Here is a 14,152-nt window from a genome sequence, read left to right as displayed (position 1 = left end):
GCGACGGCGATGCGATGATCGATCTGGATGACAACACGGCCGGCGGCGATTCGACCGGCTAGCGGGGAGAGGGCAAATGGCTTTGACGCATGCGGGCAAGGTGTTCGTGGTATGCGTGGTGGTATTCGGCGTGACCGCCTACTGGCTCGCGTCGCGCATGGTGCGCCGACAGACGGGCGGCAAGCGCGGCTCCGGCGGCGCGGTCGCGTTCTGGTGGCTCGTGTGTTTTTGCCTCGTGTCGCTGTTGTTCCCGTTCGCGTACTGGATCGGCGACGAGCTTTACGCACTGGCGGTATCGCCGAAATACGAAGCGACCGTCGTGTCCTACCAGTCCGAGTGGGATACCTGCGAGCGCCGCGACAGTTCGGGGCGAACCTCGTCGTACCGGTGCATCAAGTACACGTCGATCCTGGAAGCCGTGATGCCGGATGGCGAACGTATCACGCTACCCGGCAACATTCGCTCGGGCGCCGTGCCCGAAATCGGCGAGAAGATCGATGTCGTGTTGCCGCAAGGGGCGCATCAGTGGCACGAACGCAGCGTGCGGAGTATCGGGTTGCTGGCCGGCGGCACGGTGATGGTCGCGATCGTCGGGTATTTCGTGTACCTGATCGCGGCGTACGGGGCCGGGAAGAAGATCGACGGCGCGGCGCGCTTCGGCGTGGCGGCGGTGCTGAACGGACTCGTGCCGCTTGGGGCGCTGTTGATGGAACTTGCCTTCCTGAGCGTGCCGTACCGTTACTGGGCGCACGGGAATCCGCAGCAATGGCCGGTGTGGGTGCTCGCGCTATGCCTGCTGTTCGCGCTGGCGCTGCTGCCGTTGCTGCTCATCTACGCGCGAACCGCATGGCGGGCGGTGGTGAAGTAGCGGAGGTGCGCCGCCTCGCGATCGCGGCGCGGGGGCGGGCCGCGCCGCCCGGCACACTCAGCCCGGGCAACCCAGCCGATCCGCGAGTTCGTTCAGATCCCTCACGTCGAAATCCCACGCATCGTCGGCTTGCAGGTCGGTCGTCTGGCCGGGCCCGTGCTCGGTCGGCCGCAGCACGAACGCGGTCGACAGCCCGAGCCGGCGCGCGGCCGCCAGATCGCCGTTATGCGCGGCCACCAGGCACAGCTCGGCCGGCGCGAGGCCGAGAATCTCGACCGCTTCGGTATAGACGGCCGGCGACGGCTTGTACGCGCGGGCCACCTCGGCGCCGAGAATCGCGTCCCACGGCAGCCCGCCGTGCTTCGCGACGTCGACCATCAGCCGGATGTTGCCGTTCGACAGCGGCGCGATGATGTAACGGCGCTTCAGCCGGTGCAGCCCGGCGACGGCGTCGGGCCACGGATCGAGCCGGTGCCACGCGAGATTGAGTGCGTCGATGTCGGCATCGGGCACGTCGACGATCCCGAAACGATCGAGCGTACGGACGAGGTTCTCGCGATGCAGCACGTCGAGCCGCACGTAACGGCGGCGTCCGCTGCGGATTTCTTCCATCGACGGCGAATATTCGTCGCGCCACGCATCGGCGAACGCGAACGGGTCGAGCGTCGGCGCGTGGCGGTCCAGGAATGCGGCGGCGCCGCGTGCGACACCGCTTCTCCAGTCGACGATCGTTCCGAAGACATCGAAAACGAGCGCCTTGATTTCGGCAGGGTTCGTCATGGTGATCCAGTGAAGGTCGTTCGATGAGGGGCCACATCGCCGTGCCGCCGGATGGCGCGGCGCCGGTTCGATCGACATTGAATCACGGATACGGAAACGCGGCGGGGGAGGCCGCGATGCGGGCCCCCGCCGGAGCCGGAAGCAGGACAAGCGCGCGGTGCCGGCCTGACAGCGCCTGCCGTCGCGCGCGCCCGGCCGGTCAGCACATCCGGAAGGATTGACGGGCGGCGCGCCCGCGCCGTCGTGCGGCGCAGCAACCTTTCATCGCACCGGCCGCCGCCGCCCGCCGCGCGGCAACCGAGCGTATCCCCTGATGGAAGCAGGTATGTCGATCGTCACGGATTGGTGTTAAATACATTTCGGCGCGCCCTCGCTCGGCGCGCAAACGGGGCGCACCGGGGATCGGCGTAAACCCGGAGCGGAACAGGGCACGAAATATCGATAACGAACCGGGCGCACCAGACCCGGTCGGACAGACGGCAGGATTCACTTGAATACCGAACCGCAAAGTTCTCGCTACAGCCTCGGGCTCGCCGCGGAAGTGCTCGCATCCGAGCAGAGCGTGCTGAGGCTGATCACACGCAACACGCCGCTGCCGGAACTGTTGGTCGAAGTTTGCCGGCGTGCCGAGGCTTTGCTCGGCGACGGTGCGTCGTGCACGATCCTGCTGCTCGATACGGACGGCGTGCACGTGCGCGTCGGCGCGGCGCCGTCGCTGCCCGCGCAGTACAGCGCGGCGATCGACGGCGCGACGATCGGCCCCGCGGCCGGCTCGTGCGGCACCGCGATGTACGAGCGCCGGATGGTCACCGTCGAGGACATCGAAACCGATCCGCTGTGGGCCGACTATCGCGCCATCGCGTTGCCGCTCGGCTTGCGCGCGTGCTGGTCGGTGCCGTTCCTCGACGACGCGGGCGTCGTGCTCGGCGCGTTCGCCGTCTATCATCATCGGCCGTGCCGCCCGAGCGACGAGGAAACGGGGCTGTTGCGCGATATCGGCAACAGCGTCGGCCTCGCGGTGCACCAGGACCGGATCGCACGGCAGCTCGCGCGCAGCGAGGAACATCACCGGCTCGTCGTCAACAGCCTGAGCGAGGGCATCCTCGTCGTGTCGCGCGAGGGCGTCGTGATCGCGAGCAATCCGAGCGCGAACCGGATGATCCGCGCGAAGGGCGAACTCGTCGGCCGTCGGCTGTCCACGGTGATCCTGCGCAAGCTGTACGAGGACGGCACGCCGATCGACCCGCACGACTGGCCGAGCCGGCGCGCGCTCGAGACGGCCACGCCGATGCTCGACTACACGGTCGGCTTCGGTCTCGCGGACGGCGACATCATCTGGGTGCGCGGCAACGCGGTGCCGATCGTGCGGCCGGGCGAGACGCAGGCCGACTCGGTGCTCGTGTCGTTCAACGACATCGGCCCCGTGCGCGAAGCGCAGCAGCAGTTGCGCTACATGGCGACCCGCGACGCGCTGACGGGCCTCTACAATCGCCGCTGGCTCGGCGACCGCATGCGCGAGCTGTTCGGCGTGCGCGATGCGGCGGCCGGGTCTGCGCGCGTCGCGATCCTGTTCATCGATCTGGTCGGCTTCAAGAAGGTCAACGACACGGCCGGCCACGACGCGGGCGACGCGCTGCTGCGCAGCGTTGCCGCGCGGCTCGCGGCGTGCGGCGGCGGCCAGTACGCGCTGACGCGCGTCGGCGGCGACGAGTTCGTGATCCTCGTCGACGACTGCGACGATCCCGAGCGTCTCGCGGGGCTCGCGCGCGAGGTCATCGACGCGATCGCGAAGCCGTTCGCGATCGCGAACAACGAATACTGGCTCGGCGTATCGATCGGCATCAGCGTCGCGCCGCGCGACGGCGACGACGCCGTGACGCTGATGCGCAACGCCGATTCGGCGATGTACGACGCGAAGCAGCACGGCCGCAACCATTTCACGTTCTTCACCGCGCAGCTCAACCTGCGGCTGCAGCGCCGCTTCGCGATCGAACAGTCGCTGCGGCGCGCGCTGGCGTCGGACATGCTGCGGCTCGCGTATCAGCCCGTGGTCGACGCGCGCACCGGCCGCACGGTCGGCGCCGAAGCGCTGCTGCGCTGGACGAGCCCCGAGCTCGGACCGATGTCGCCGGCGGAATTCATTCCGGTCGCGGAAGACACGGGGCTGATCGTCGCGATCGGCCAATGGGTGCTCGAAACCGCGTGCCGGCAGGCTGCCGAGTGGCGCCGCACGATCGCGCCGGACCTGATGCTGGCCGTCAACCTGTCGCCGCGGCAGTTTCACGAAGGGCTCGTCGAATCGGTCGCCCGCTGTCTCGCGCAAACGCGGCTCGACCCGTCCGCGCTCGAACTCGAGATCACCGAAGGCGTGCTGATGAACGACACGGACACCGTGCTGCCGATGCTCGAAGCGCTCACGGACATGAACGTGCGGATCTCGGTCGACGATTTCGGCACCGGCTATTCGTCGCTCGCGTACCTGAAGCGCTTTCCGCTGCACAACCTGAAGGTCGACCGTTCGTTCGTGTCGGGCGTGCCCGATCATCACGACTCGGTCGCGATCACGCAGGCGGTCGTCGCGATGGCGCATTCGCTCGGCATGAAGGTCACGGCCGAAGGCGTCGAGACGCAGGCGCAGTCGTGGTTCCTGCAGCAGATCGGCTGCGACATGCAGCAGGGCTATCTGTTCAGCCGCCCGCTGGATGCGCACGACTACGCGCGCCGGCTCGGCGCCGCGTGAGCGCGGCGCGCTCGCCGGACCTGGCGCGTGAGTGCGCTAGCTAGCGCGCGCCGAACCCGCCGGCGCCCGGCGGCGTCGGCGACGGATCGATCTCGACCCGGTTCTTGCCTTCGTGCTTCGCGCGATAGAGCGCGCGGTCGGCCGCCTCGATCAGCACGGTCGTCGGCAGGCCGGGTGCGGGCACGATGCTCGCGCCGCCGATGCTGATCGTCACGATCTGGTTGCCCGTCGACGCATGCGCGTGCCGCACGCGCAACGCCTCGACCGCGAGCCGGATCTTCTCGCCGAGCAGCCGCGCGGCGCCCGGCGACGTGGCCGGCATCACGACCGCGAATTCCTCGCCGCCGAAGCGGGCGGCGAGATCGCCCGACTGCCCGAGGCAGCGCTCGATCGTCGACGCGATCTGCTTGAGCACGCTGTCGCCCGACACGTGCCCGTACGTGTCGTTGTACAGCTTGAAGTTGTCGACGTCGATCATCAGCAGCGACAGCTCGCTGCGCTCGCGCGTGCCGCGCCGCCACTCGGCGGCCAGGTATTCGTCGAGATAGCGCCGGTTCGACAAGCCGGTCAGGCCGTCGGAGTGCGTGAGGCGCCGCAGCTCGAGATTGGCCTCGAGCAGTTGCTGTTGCGACTGCCGCAGCGCGCGATAGGCTTCGTCGCGCTGCAGCAGGTTCATATATGAGCGCGAGTGGTAGCGGATGCGCGCGACGAGCTCGATGCGATCGGGCAGCTTGACCAGATAGTCGTTCGCGCCGCACGCGAACGCGGCGCTCTTGATCACCGGTTCTTCCTGCGTCGACAACACGATGATCGGCACGTCGCGCGTCGCCGGATTCGCGCGGTACGCGCGCACGAGACTCAGCCCGTCGGTGCCGGGCATCACGAGATCCTGCAGGATCACGGTCGGGCGCGTCTCGATCGCGGCGGCCATCGCGTCGTCCGAGCGCGGGCAGTAGTGGAAGTCGATGCCGTCCTCGTCGACGAGCGCGCGGCGCACGGCTTCCGCGACGATCGTCTGGTCGTCGACCAGCAGCACCATCGCCGGCGCGTCGGCGGGCGACCCGGTCGGGCCGCCCGGCGGGCGAGTCAGGTCAATCGTCATGGTCGATGCGGGTTGTTGCGGTTGTTGCAAGGGCAGGCATGGGCGTTGCGCGCGGTCATCGTCGGGCTCAGATCCGCGCGAGCGCCGCCAACTCGCCCGCGATGCGCCCGAGCGGCAGGATCGCGCGCGCCGCGCCGAGCGTCGCGGCTGCCTTCGGCATTCCGTACACGGCGCTGGTCGCCTCGTCCTGCGCGATCGTATGGTAGCCCTTCATTCGCAGCGCCTTCAGGCCGATCGCGCCGTCGCGCCCCATCCCGGTGAGCAGTACGCCGATCACGCGGCCGGGCCAGTGCTCGGTCAGGCTGTTGAAGAATACGTCGACCGACGGACGATACGGCGTGGCGGCGGGTTCCCGCGTGTATTCGAGCGTGCCGGCGCGCGTGATGCGCAGGTGATCGTCGGTCGCGGCGAGCAGCGCGACGCCCGGCTGCGGGCGGTCGCCTTCGTGCGCGACGCGCACGGCGAGCCGGGTCTGACCGTCGAGCCATTGCGCCATGCCTTCGGCGAACGCGCGATCGACGTGCTGCACGATCACGATCGGCGCATTGAAATCGGCCGGCAGGCTGCCGAGGATCGACGCGAGCGCGCCGGGGCCGCCGGCCGATGCGCCGATCGCGACCAGCGGGCCGGCGCCGCCGCGCGCGGCCGCGCCCGTGACGCGCGTGCCGCCCGGCGCGTCGAGCAGACGGCCGATCTGGTCGATCTTCGCGAGCAGCAGTTTCGTCGTGTCGCCGGCCGAGCCGTCGCCGAGCCGCGGCGTATCGACCGCGTCGAGCGCACCGGCGCCCATCGCCTCGAACACGCGCCACGCGTTCGCGCCGATGCAGCTCGTCACGATCAGGATCGCGCACGGTCGTTCGGAGCGCATGATCCGCCGCGTCGCTTCGATCCCGTCGAATTTCGGCATGATCAGATCCATCAGCACGATGTCGGGCGGCTGCGCGGCGCACAGTTCGACGGCCTGCGCGCCGTCGGTCGCGACCCACAGCACGCGGTGCTCGGGCCGTCGCGCGATCGCGCGGCGCATCGCCTCGACGGCAAGCGGGAGGTCGTTGACGATGCCGATGTTCACAAGCGGAATTCTCCGGTCGGTTCGTAGTGTTGTTGGAGGTGGGCCGGGTTCATGGAAGGTGCAGCCGGTTCGGCGCGTCCGGGCGGCATCGGCGGCCGGACGGCGCGGCATTCTTTTGGGTTGACGACGCCCGAATGCTGTCATGCGGCGCGGGCGGCGGCAATCGAAAAATTTGCGCATGGTGCCGTTTCAGTGCGTTTCCTCTATGGCGATGCCGCATTGCCTGCAAGCGGGCCAGTCGATCCCGTCCGGACACGCCGCAAAAGTCCGCATGTTACCGTGCCGGCGTCGACAAAAAGAAAGGAGAGAACCGGATGACCGTGCCCGATACCGTCCTCGTCAGCCGCGACCCGCATGCGCCGATCGTGATCGAGCAGGACGGCCGTTTGCTGTACCGAATCCACATCGAGAGCGGACACGCGTCGTTCTACCGCGATTTTCCGGTCGAACCCGATGCGGTGCACATGCTGCGCGACGACGCCGAACGCTATTACTTCCTGTTCGCGGCGCTTCACCATCCGTACCAGTTGAGCGAGACGAACCTCTGCGACGCGGAGCGCGAGCGGTATTTCAGCACGATCCTGTTCGCCGGCCGCGACGCGGTCGAAGCCTTCATGACGGAACGCGATCGTGCCAGCAACGGCGCGGTGGCGAATTTGCTGGGGATCTTCACGCAGGCCGATTACCGACAACTGCGCGACGGCCGGTGGTTTGGCGTGGGCGCGGGCACGCCGGCTGCATAGCGGCCCGTACCGCGGCATCGGGCCGCGCAGCGGCCCCGCCGCCGCGCCGTCAGTGGCTGCGCGCGTAGCCCTGGATCAGCGCGCGCATCATCCCTTCGACCGTCGCGTCGAGCAGGTCGCTTTCCTGCTCGGCTTCCTCGACGAGCGCGGCATAGGCGGTCGCGAGCGTCACGCGGTCGACTTCATGGCGTTGCTCCATCAGCGTCACCATCCCGTCCTTCGCCAGATGGGCGGAGAACGCGCGGCTGCCGATGGTCTGGAATACGTCAATCATGGCGGCTCTCCCGTACGTTGCCGATGCTTTTCAGTTTAGTCGGCGTCCCGGGCCCGCGCCACGCGTGCGGGCCGGCCGGCCCGATTCGTCCGATGAAATGTGGCCGACACACGGCGCGGGCACGGTGTCCGTCGGCTTCAACGTTTACCCGAACCGCCAAATTGTCGACTTTTTATCGATAAAGTCTCGTGTTAGATTTCGCCGTCCGAGCCCGATGCAAACCGGGCCGGCCGCGCGCGGCCGACGTGCCGCGCGTCCAGACACAAGGAGGGGAAATGCTGGTGCTGATTGGCGTGCCGATCGTCGTGATCGGCTTCGCGCTGCGCTTCAATGCGCTGCTGGTGGTCACGATCGCGGGGCTCGTGACGGGGCTGGCGGGCGGGCTGAATTTCGTCGACATCGTCAGCGCGTTCGGCAAGGCGTTCACCGAGAACCGCTACATGGGGCTGATCTGGCTCACGCTGCCGGTGATCGCGCTGCTCGAGCGCAACGGGCTCAAGGAGCAGGCGAAGCGGATGATCTCGCGGGTCCAGGCGGCCACCACGGGCCGCGTGCTGATGCTGTACTTCGTGCTGCGCCAGGCGACCGCCGCGCTCGGCCTCACGTCGCTCGGCGGCCACGCGCAGATGGTGCGGCCGCTGATCGCGCCGATGGCCGAGGCCGCCGCGGTCGGCCGGCACGGCGAACTGCCCGAGTCGGTGCGCCAGCAGATCCGCGCGCATGCGTCGGGCGCGGACAACGTCGCCGTGTTCTTCGGCGAGGACATCTTCATCGCGATCCAGTCGATCCTGCTGATCAAGGGCTTTCTCGAACAAAACGGCATCGCCATCGAGCCGCTGCACCTGTCGGTGTGGGCGATCCCGACCGCGATCGCCGCGCTGCTGATTCACTGCACGCGCCTCGCGCTGCTCGACCGCCGGCTCGCGCGCGGCTTCGGCCTGGTGAAGCAGGAGGGCGCGCGATGATCGGCCTCGAATCGCTGTACACGCTCGCCGGGCTGATGTTCGCCGCGTTCGCGTACTTCAACCTGACGGACCGCACGAATCCGCGGCGCGTCGTCAATTTCGCGTTCTGGGCCATCTACGCGGTCACGTTCCTGTTCGGCGCGCTGCTGCCGCATTTCGTGATGGGCTGCCTGGCGATCGCGCTCGCGCTGATCGCCGGCTCCGGCAAGCTCGGCCGCGGCCAGTCGGACGAGGCAGGCGTTGCGGCGGCCGTGCGGCGCGAGACGCTCGCGCAGCGCTTCGGCAACCGGCTGTTCCTGCCCGCGCTGCTGATTCCGCTCGTCACGCTGATCGGCACGTTCGCGCTGAAGCTCGTGCCGTTCGTCGAGCCGAAGAGCGTGACGCTGATCTCGCTCGTGCTCGGTACGATCGTCGCGTTCGTCGTCGCGCTCGCGATGCTGCGCGATTCGCCCGTGCATGCGCTGAAGGAAGCGCGCCACACGATGGACGCGGTCGGCTGGGCCGCGATCCTGCCGCAGATGCTCGCGGCGCTCGGCGCGCTGTTCGCGGTCGCGGGCGTCGGCGGCGTGGTGTCGGGGCTCGTGAAGGAGTGGGTGCCGATCGATTCGCCGTTCGCGGTGGTCGCGGCCTACACGGTCGGCATGGCGCTGTTCACGATGATCATGGGCAACGGCTTCGCCGCGTTCCCGGTGATGACGGCCGGCATCGGCCTGCCGCTGATCGTCCACCAGTTCCACGGCAATCCGGCGATCATGGGCGCGATCGGAATGCTGAGCGGCTTCTGCGGTACGCTGATGACGCCGATGGCCGCGAACTTCAACATCGTGCCCGCGGCGCTGCTCGAACTGAAGGACAAGAACGGCGTGATCAAGGCGCAGTGGCCGACGGCCGTGCTGCTGCTGGCCGTGAACACGCTGCTGATGTACGCGTTCGTATTCCGCTTCTGATTCGATGGACGAGATCCTCATGACCGACCGACTGACCCCCGAACTCGCGTCGAAATTCGCGTCGCTCGCGCTCGCACACCTGACCCGCGAATATCCGAACAAGCTCACGCATGCGCTCGAAGGTCCGCACGACGTGCAGGGGCCGCGCGCGCTGCACCCGATCTTCTACGGCAGCTACGACTGGCACTCGTGCGTGCACGGCTACTGGCTCGTGCTGCGCGTGCTCGAACGCTACCCGGCATTGCCGGAGGCCGAGCGCATCGTCGCGATCGTCGACGCGCACTTTACCGACGCGAACGTTGCCGGCGAACGCGCGTATCTCGCGCTGCCGCACAACAGCGGCTTCGAGCGGCCGTACGGCTGGGCATGGCTGCTCGCGCTCGTCGCGCAGCTCGAGCGGCTCGCGCTGAAGGGCGTGCTGCCGCAGGCCGCGCGCTGGGCGAAGACGATGGCGCCGCTGGCCGACCTGTTCGTGTCGCGCTTCGAGACTTTCCTGCCGAAGGCGACCTATCCGCTGCGCGTCGGCACGCACTTCAACACCGCGTTCGCGCTGGCGCTCACGCTCGATTTCGCGCGCGATACGCAGCGCGACGGGCTCGCCGCGCTGATCGTCGATACCGCGAAGCGCTGGCACCTGAACGACGTCGCATGCCAGGCGTGGGAGCCGTCGGGCGACGAATTCCTGTCGCCCGCGCTGATGGAAGCCGAACTGATGCGGCGCGTGCTGCCGGCCACCGAATTCGACGGCTGGTTCGCGCGCTTCCTGCCCGACCTCGCGCGCGGCGAGCCGGCGACGCTGTTCGAGCCGGCGACGGTCAGCGACCGCAGCGACGGCAAGATCGCGCACCTCGACGGGCTGAACCTGAGCCGTGCGTGGTGCCAGCGTTCGCTGGCCGGCGCGCTGCCGGAAGGCGATGCGCGGCGCGCGAAGCTGCTCGATGCGGCCGACCGGCATCTCGCGAGCGCGCTCGCGCACGTGGCGGGCGACTACATGGGCGAGCACTGGCTCGCGACGTTCGCGCTGCTCGCGCTGGACGCGTAGCGCGCGAAACCCCGCCAGCGGCAAGGTCTTCGGCGCGCGGCTATACTCGCCGCTCGGGCCGCTTCGCGCTGCATGCGTGGCGCGAAGCGCGCCATCCGCCAGTTCGCCGTCTCGCCATGGACAAGCTTATTTCCTACGTCGCCGCGATCCACGGGCTCGCCGGGTCCGTGTCGGTCGTGTCGCACGCGACATCGCATGATCGCTGGACCGACGACGACGTCGAGGTCACCCGCGACGAAACCGAATACCGGTTCGACAACGGCGCGATCGTGCGCCGCTCGGTCGAGCAGGACCGTGCGCCGTCCGACCTGCTGTGCGCCGAATGCTGGATCGACTACGACGTGCTGCGCCATCCCGATGCGCAGCCGATCAACCCGTCGCGGTTGACGTTCGACAACGCGTGCCGCGAAACCTTCTGGCTGCGGTACCACCTCGCGTGAACGTGCGCGCCATGCATGAGTGCTTGAGGCTGCATCAGGCCGGCGGCCGACGAAGCGCGTGCCGGGGATGTCGGCGCCGCCGGTCTCGTCGAACACGCAGTCCTCGGTCATGAAGCCCATCAGCGCGTGAGCGTCATGCCGACTGAGTTCGGGACGGGATGATTAAATTGATTTTTTTGAAAATCAATCGGGTAAGTTCTAAATATATTGATTTTTAAATTTCCGATATTTAACAATCGTTTTGATTTTCCCCGTGATCTCATGGCAATGAGTTTTCTGGTGTTATTCGAGTAAGATTGTCAACAGAGAGCGATGAATAAAAAGGCTTGCCGCCTGATGTATGCCCGGTTCCGGCGAATGGTAGTGGCCCTCGAGGAAGCGGCAAGTACCTTGGCCGCACGCGCTTGCCGATTACCGCTGCTTCGCAGGCGGCGAGCTATCCATTGACCAGTACGCATGTGGTCCAGGTGCACAAGGGATTGCCGCAGGTAAATACCGCGAAACCATCGGATGCCGGGGAGGGCAGTCAATAGCTCTATTGTGTTATCCCGCTTTGCAATGCAGATTGATATAAAAAGCGGAGCACACGGGATGACCTCGATAACTCTCGATTTAGGTTCAGGAAAACGCGCGACATTGACTCGCGCCACAGGTTCTATCGGTGCAAGCCGATCGATGGGGCAACGCAGCGCCGTTTCGGAATTGATGCTGCACTGGCCGAAATATGCGGGCCTCACTGCCAACGCGTTGGCGTACATGCGGCAACTGGGTCTGGATGTGCTTCAGGGCACGCCGCTTGACGCGCTCAAATCCGCCATAGAAATCGGTCGCGTAGCGGTCGAGATTGACCGCAGGGTAGGCGAGGGTGGCGGTAGCGGTGGCGGCCAGCCGTCAACTCCACCCTTCCCGCGTGCCAGCAGGCTTGCCAGCGTGCCGCGGATGACTTCGCTGCCGGCCGACAAACCCCTGCCGAGTTGGGTGATGCCTGACGACGTGTCTGGCGACTCGCTGTTGGCCTACTTGGAAAGCGTTATTGGCGGCAGTGGCGCCGGCTGCACAGCCGGTTTTACGGGTGGTGCCTCATCATTGCTTGGAGATGCGCAGCCGTTCGACTATGCCGCACTCGCAATTGGCGAGCGTGTTGAATCGCTTGCCGCGGCGACCAACAATCCGAACTTTGCGGCAAAGATGCTCGGCTACGATCGCAAGACGTTCGGGCAGATGCTGCATATCTTGAAGCCCGCCAACGGCTTGGGACCGGCCGACAACGTTATCTTCCACGACAGCGGCGACGTTGAATTCAAAGGCGTAATTATTGATAACATCCATGACTATGCACGCTGAGCCCTCTCCGCCCACCGATAGCGCCCTTGCGCACGCGACGTTCATCATTTCATCGGACGGCGCGCACCCGGACACGTGGACCGCTTTCTTCGGCATCTTCCCGAGTCGAACGATCACGAAAGGGAAGCCCTATCTGCTGCCCTCCGGGCGCTTGAGTTCCCGGCCTGGAAAACTCAATCTATGGGCGCTGGAAAGCAAGGCCGCCATTCAAAGCGATCGGTTGGAGCCGCATCTCCGCTACCTGATCGAACGACTCTCGTTGCCGCGTGAAGGTCTTCTCGAGCGTATCGAACAAGCAGGGGCGCGTATGCGGTTCTTCTGTTACTGGGACAACGAGAAAGGTGATCGTGCGCCCTACGTGTCGGACGCTACCCGCCAACTCATTGAATCAGTCGGGGCAGTGATCGAGATCGACGAATATCGATAGCGTCCACGGCTGCTGGCGTTTCCGTGACGCCTGACGCGACGCGCATACCTCGGTCCGCCTCCGCCCTGGCACAGGCGCGAGCGTGCGGCAGTTCCCGCTGCGGCGCGCCGCTGAGCGGTAAATAGGTAACCGATGGAAGGTTTTTTGTACTAATTCAGTCAATCTTTCGTGGAAGGCGACCGCCTTTGCGTCGCATGCAACACCGCTTTCCATGACGAGGGCCGACGCGGCGGCGGCGACTCGCTACACTGCCGTACCGGTTGGACGGGCCCCGGCATCAGGCCCGCGAGCAAGGAGACAGAACAGGATGGACACCCCACGCGCAGCGGTCGTCACGTACCGCGGGAAGGCGATCGAGAACACGCACATCGCCCATGTGGCGGTCGTCGATGCACGCGGCCGGCTGCTGGCCCGGTTCGGCGATCCGTTCCGGATGACGCTCGCGCGGTCGGCGGCCAAGCCGGCCCAGGCGCTATCGGTGATCGAGACGGGCGCGCCGGAGCGCTTCGGCTTCGACGATGCGGACATCGCGCTGATGTGCGCGTCGCACAGCAGCGAGGATCGTCACATCGAACGCACGCGCGCGATGCTCGCGAAGGTCGCCGCACACGAATCGGATCTGCGCTGCGGCGGCCATCCGCCGTTGTCCGACGCGGTGTACCGGGCGTGGATCAAGCGCGACTACACGCCGACCGGCGTATGCAGCAACTGTTCGGGAAAGCACGTCGGGATGCTGGCCGGCGCGCAGGCGATCGGCGCCGCGATCGCCGATTACCATCTGCCCGACCATCCGATGCAGGTGCGCGTGAAGCAGGTGGTGGCCGATGCATGCGGGCTGCGCGACGACGAGGTCGACTGGGGCATCGACGGCTGCAACCTGCCGACCCCGGCGTTCTCGCTGGATCGGCTGGCGCGCCTGTACGCGTCGCTGGCCGACGGCGCGGACGCGGTGGAAGCGGGCGGCGCACTCACGGACCGCATTCGCGCACTGGCGCGCATTCACCGTGCGATGACCGCTCATCCGGAGCTGGTGGCCGGCGAAGGGCGCTATTGCACGGTGCTGATGAACGCGTTCGGCGGGCAGGTGGTCGGCAAGCTCGGCGCGGATGCGTGCTACGGAATCGGCGTGCGCGCGTCGGAACGCACGCGGCAACTCGGCGCGGACGGCGCGCTCGGCATCTCGGTGAAGATCGAGGACGGCAATCTCGACGTGCTCTATATGGTCGTCAGCGAAATCCTCGAGCGGTTGCAGATCGGCACGGCCGAGCAGCGTGCGCAATTGTCCGCGTTCCACCGGCCGCGGATGCTCAACACGCAGGGCGTCGAGTTCGGGCACGCGACGTTCCCGTTCGAATTGCAGGCGGCCTGAACGCGGTCGCCGCGCCGATGCCGTCGGCCCGCAATCCGG

At 67.2% G+C, this 14,152-nt stretch carries 14 protein-coding genes and 1 pseudogene; 10 read left to right on the top strand and 5 right to left on the bottom strand.

What is annotated here, in order from left to right:
- Positions 1–76 precede the first annotated feature (76 nt).
- Positions 77–868 (top strand): uracil permease, encoded by a 792-nt coding sequence (locus HWX76_RS01040; RefSeq protein ID WP_089489250.1) that lies wholly within the window; start codon positions 77–79, stop codon positions 866–868.
- A 57-nt stretch (positions 869–925) separates the two neighbouring features.
- Here the strand turns inward: HWX76_RS01040 and HWX76_RS01035 are convergent, their stop codons facing one another.
- Positions 926–1,648 carry a haloacid dehalogenase type II gene (locus HWX76_RS01035; RefSeq protein ID WP_050013752.1) on the bottom strand — a complete coding sequence of 241 codons (723 nt, stop codon included), beginning with the start codon at positions 1,646–1,648 and terminating at the stop codon, positions 926–928.
- A 490-nt stretch (positions 1,649–2,138) separates the two neighbouring features.
- Between HWX76_RS01035 and HWX76_RS01030 the strand changes: the two genes are divergently transcribed.
- Positions 2,139–4,388: an EAL domain-containing protein gene (locus HWX76_RS01030; RefSeq protein ID WP_050013753.1), complete on the top strand. Its 2,250-nt coding sequence runs from the start codon at positions 2,139–2,141 to the stop codon at positions 4,386–4,388.
- 40 nt (positions 4,389–4,428) lie between these two features.
- Here the strand turns inward: HWX76_RS01030 and HWX76_RS01025 are convergent, their stop codons facing one another.
- Both HWX76_RS01025 and HWX76_RS01020 read right to left on the bottom strand, forming a co-directional pair.
- Positions 4,429–5,490 carry a diguanylate cyclase gene (locus HWX76_RS01025; protein WP_050013754.1) on the bottom strand — a complete coding sequence of 354 codons (1,062 nt, stop codon included), beginning with the start codon at positions 5,488–5,490 and terminating at the stop codon, positions 4,429–4,431.
- Positions 5,491–5,557: 67 nt separating this feature from the next.
- On the bottom strand, positions 5,558–6,562 hold the full coding sequence (locus HWX76_RS01020; RefSeq protein ID WP_050013755.1) for a chemotaxis response regulator protein-glutamate methylesterase: 1,005 nt from the start codon (positions 6,560–6,562) through the stop codon (positions 5,558–5,560).
- A 314-nt stretch (positions 6,563–6,876) separates the two neighbouring features.
- Here HWX76_RS01020 and HWX76_RS01015 point away from each other — a divergent pair, with 314 nt between their 5' ends.
- On the top strand, positions 6,877–7,305 hold the full coding sequence (locus HWX76_RS01015) for a hypothetical protein (RefSeq protein WP_176015375.1): 429 nt from the start codon (positions 6,877–6,879) through the stop codon (positions 7,303–7,305).
- Positions 7,306–7,354: 49 nt separating this feature from the next.
- On the opposite strand, the gene HWX76_RS01010 is transcribed toward HWX76_RS01015, so the two are convergent.
- Positions 7,355–7,579, bottom strand: a complete 225-nt coding sequence (locus HWX76_RS01010) for a hypothetical protein (protein ID WP_034179850.1) — start codon at positions 7,577–7,579, stop codon at positions 7,355–7,357.
- Between the two features lie 275 nt (positions 7,580–7,854).
- Here HWX76_RS01010 and HWX76_RS01005 point away from each other — a divergent pair, with 275 nt between their 5' ends.
- The 4 genes from HWX76_RS01005 to HWX76_RS00990 all read left to right on the top strand — a co-directional run bounded on the left by HWX76_RS01005 (position 7,855) and on the right by HWX76_RS00990 (position 10,973).
- Positions 7,855–8,544 carry a DUF969 domain-containing protein gene (locus HWX76_RS01005; protein ID WP_176015374.1) on the top strand — a complete coding sequence of 230 codons (690 nt, stop codon included), beginning with the start codon at positions 7,855–7,857 and terminating at the stop codon, positions 8,542–8,544.
- Positions 8,541–9,491 (top strand): DUF979 domain-containing protein, encoded by a 951-nt coding sequence (locus HWX76_RS01000; protein ID WP_050013759.1) that lies wholly within the window; start codon positions 8,541–8,543, stop codon positions 9,489–9,491. Before HWX76_RS01005 ends, HWX76_RS01000 begins: the two co-directional genes overlap by 4 nt.
- Before the next feature lie 19 nt (positions 9,492–9,510).
- Positions 9,511–10,533, top strand: a complete 1,023-nt coding sequence (locus HWX76_RS00995) for a DUF2891 domain-containing protein (RefSeq protein ID WP_176015373.1) — start codon at positions 9,511–9,513, stop codon at positions 10,531–10,533.
- A 116-nt stretch (positions 10,534–10,649) separates the two neighbouring features.
- Complete coding sequence (locus HWX76_RS00990) at positions 10,650–10,973, top strand: hypothetical protein (RefSeq protein WP_050013761.1); 324 nt, start codon at positions 10,650–10,652, stop codon at positions 10,971–10,973.
- A gap of 42 nt (positions 10,974–11,015) precedes the next feature.
- Here the strand turns inward: HWX76_RS00990 and HWX76_RS36600 are convergent.
- A pseudogene (locus HWX76_RS36600) lies at positions 11,016–11,117 on the bottom strand (nuclear transport factor 2 family protein); the annotation flags it as partial.
- Between the two features lie 447 nt (positions 11,118–11,564).
- On the opposite strand from HWX76_RS36600, the gene HWX76_RS00985 reads away from it, so the two are divergent.
- The 3 genes from HWX76_RS00985 to HWX76_RS00975 all read left to right on the top strand — a co-directional run bounded on the left by HWX76_RS00985 (position 11,565) and on the right by HWX76_RS00975 (position 14,113).
- On the top strand, positions 11,565–12,317 hold the full coding sequence (locus HWX76_RS00985) for a hypothetical protein (RefSeq protein ID WP_124554084.1): 753 nt from the start codon (positions 11,565–11,567) through the stop codon (positions 12,315–12,317).
- Positions 12,307–12,744: a DUF4279 domain-containing protein gene (locus HWX76_RS00980; RefSeq protein ID WP_124630554.1), complete on the top strand. Its 438-nt coding sequence runs from the start codon at positions 12,307–12,309 to the stop codon at positions 12,742–12,744. The genes HWX76_RS00985 and HWX76_RS00980 overlap by 11 nt, the downstream gene beginning before the upstream one ends.
- 307 nt (positions 12,745–13,051) lie before the next feature.
- Entirely contained in the window at positions 13,052–14,113 is a 1,062-nt protein-coding gene (locus tag HWX76_RS00975; protein WP_050013762.1) for an asparaginase, read from the top strand.
- Positions 14,114–14,152: the final 39 nt, after the last annotated feature.

The sequence above is a fragment of the Burkholderia sp. BCC0398 genome (genome assembly GCF_902833245.1).
Lineage (GTDB): Bacteria > Pseudomonadota > Gammaproteobacteria > Burkholderiales > Burkholderiaceae > Burkholderia > Burkholderia sola.
Note: the sequence above shows the minus strand (reverse complement) of the source record. Positions and strands in the feature narration are given on the sequence as shown.